This window comes from Herbaspirillum sp. SJZ099 (assembly GCF_007828355.1).
Classification (GTDB): domain Bacteria; phylum Pseudomonadota; class Gammaproteobacteria; order Burkholderiales; family Burkholderiaceae_D; genus Herbaspirillum.
This window is the reverse complement of the sequence record NZ_VIUO01000021.1, coordinates 1-2,486: the sequence shown is the minus strand read 5'-3', so window position 1 is coordinate 2,486 and position 2,486 is coordinate 1. Positions and strand designations below refer to the sequence as shown.

Here is a 2,486-nt window from a genome sequence, read left to right as displayed (position 1 = left end):
ACCGCAGGCTACGCTGCCGGCAACAACCCCAGCACCACTGCGGCTTGCCGCTTAGACTAACTTTAAGTCTGGACCAGTTGTTTCAGGCCGGTCAGAGGTGCTGGGAGCTGAATAATGGGATACGAGTCATCTATTTTCTTTCTACTGTTCTCAGGCCCATTCAAGTTCGGTGACAATCGCCTGTCCCTCAGTCCCGACTTCAACGAACAGAGCGTGCTCGTAGCCAAGCTGCTGCATGTAACCTTGAAGCTTCCTGAGATCGATCCGTCGATCGACGCGACTGGTAGATTTCTTGAACTCCAAGACCAGATGATTTTGTCGCGTGCCCCGTCGATGCACGATTACATCCGGGAATACAGTTTTCGCTTCATCGTCCTCGCTATCTGGATATAGCTCTAGATGTCCAAGCCGCTTGGGTTCCGTGCCATCCCTGTTGTATTCGCAATCTACAGTCCAATCAGGAAAATGCCGTTGGAGATACATCGCAAAGCGAAAGGTAATGGAGCGCTCGTTAGCGTCGATACCAAGTAAATCGCGGTCATTCTCCAAAAGCTCGGAAAGTGCTCGCGCAACTGCCTCGCCTGGCGGCTGAAGCTGTAGATACTGTATTTGGTCGGCGGACAGCACCCTCACTCCCCTCCGCAGATTGTCGAAGACCTAGGAGCATCCTGAAACGGCGATTGCTTCATAGCTTTCACTGTGTCCTCGCTTATCCAAAACTGACGCTGAACGGTGCATACACCGATTTAAACGTCATCAGTATCTTCCGCCGTACTTTGTCCAATTCGTCCGCAACGCGATGCGTGAGCATGTAGGTGGGGCAATTTTGCTGACCACATCCGCAAGGCCGGATCTCTCCGTCACGAAGACGGGTTACGAAAATTCGGCGCAACCCATCGACCTGGCGCACTACCTGTTCCAACACGGAGCGGATGCGTGCATCTCGAATATGATGAATCGATGGGATGCGCCTTATCTCGTCACCTTCACGCGTTCGCCATACCCCAGTGTTCAGTGCACCGATGGTGTCCTCGATCGCTTGTTGAAAAGCAGGCAGAGAACTTTCCTGCTGAAATGGCGTTCGAAATGCCGGCCGGTCGAATACGGCAGCCATGAGTTGCAGCGCGTCAGCATCCGAGAGGTCGGGGAAGTCGTCGACGAACTTGCGGATCTCCACTTCAGCTTCAGGAAATTCGATTCCTTGTACGAAGCGGTGCAGTAGGTATTCGGCGCGAAGCCGTAGGTTTTCTTCAAACTCCACACCCGACCAGATCGTCACATGGGCAACACCAAGGGACGCCGCGGCTTGCCCGATCCGGCTTCGGCTCGTGTCCGAAACAGCGCCGCGAGAAACGAATTTGAAGACTTCGGGCGTCCCGCCTGCGGCCTTGACCGCTTTGGTCATGTCACCTTTGGCTTTTGCCAACGTTAGCGTGTCCCGATTCGCGCATTGGATGATGGTCTTGCGCGCTGACTGATCCTCCAAAGGCTCGATACCCGAGATGTCCCGCCCTTGGTCGCCTCCCGATTGGCCGTGCCAGATCAGGTCACGCCAACCGGCACGCACGTGATATGCAAAGACAAGGCGCTCGAACTGGATGCCACTGTAGTCCTCGAAATGAATAGGAGAAACCATCACCGTCGCCATATCTTTCCCTTTCTGTACCTACCCATTCTTCGACATGCTACAGAACCGATACGCCTCAGCTTATTTTCCTACTATGTAATACGGTCGCCAATTCTTCGGAAAATTTTTCTCCTCCCAAGCTTTCTCGAACTTGGCTTTTCCCCAAAAGTCGTTGGTCACATAAAACACGGCATAGAACAAGTTGTAGTCGTCGTCGCCCGTGTAGCCCTTCACATCATCGGAAATCTGAGCGATAACTGCCTTGAGCTTCGCTTCGTTATTCGCGTGCTTGTATTCGATTGCGGAAGACAACTCTGGAATCAAAATGTCTGGCTTGTATTCCTGAGCCGTCTTGAAGAAGTTGGATTTTGGCGTCTTTGCCGAAGGGAAAACACTCTCCAAGATATGCCTGACCGCCTTATAAACTTCAGCCTCCGATGCCGGCGTCTGCCCCATCTTATGAATGATCGAAGCGGTGTTCTCAAGTATTACTTCCAAGTACTGAATACCCGACAGTTTCAAGTACCGATCAGCATCGCCGAGCACATTAAGGGGGGCTAAGAATTGACGCAACGATGCCAGGAACGTGTTGTAGGGTTCCCCAGACCAGTAAAGATCTATGTCGTAGCCAGATGTCGCCTTGCTAGCGTCGAACATCACACCAAAAATCCGGTAGAACTGCCGCAGGTATGCGTGCATCTGAGACGCATCTAAAAAACACACGGTCGTCAGATATAAAGACGTGGCCAGATGCTCAAACGGTTTTGACCGGCCTGAAACAACTGGTCCAGACTTAAAGTTAGTCTAAGCGGCAAGCCGCAGTGGTGCTGGGGTTGTTGCCGGCAGCGTAGCCTGCGGT

Annotated in this window: 3 protein-coding genes; all 3 read right to left on the bottom strand. The window is 52.6% G+C overall.

Annotated elements, in window-relative coordinates; genetic code table 11:
• Positions 1-150: 150 nt before the first annotated feature.
• Entirely contained in the window at positions 151-627 is a 477-nt protein-coding gene (locus FB597_RS20025) for a hypothetical protein (protein WP_255517226.1), read from the bottom strand.
• A gap of 82 nt (positions 628-709) precedes the next feature.
• Complete coding sequence (locus FB597_RS20020) at positions 710-1,648, bottom strand: hypothetical protein (RefSeq protein ID WP_144770511.1); 939 nt, start codon at positions 1,646-1,648, stop codon at positions 710-712.
• Positions 1,649-1,708: 60 nt separating this feature from the next.
• Entirely contained in the window at positions 1,709-2,326 is a 618-nt protein-coding gene (locus FB597_RS20015) for a hypothetical protein (protein WP_144770509.1), read from the bottom strand.
• Between the last annotated feature and the right edge of the window lie 160 nt (positions 2,327-2,486).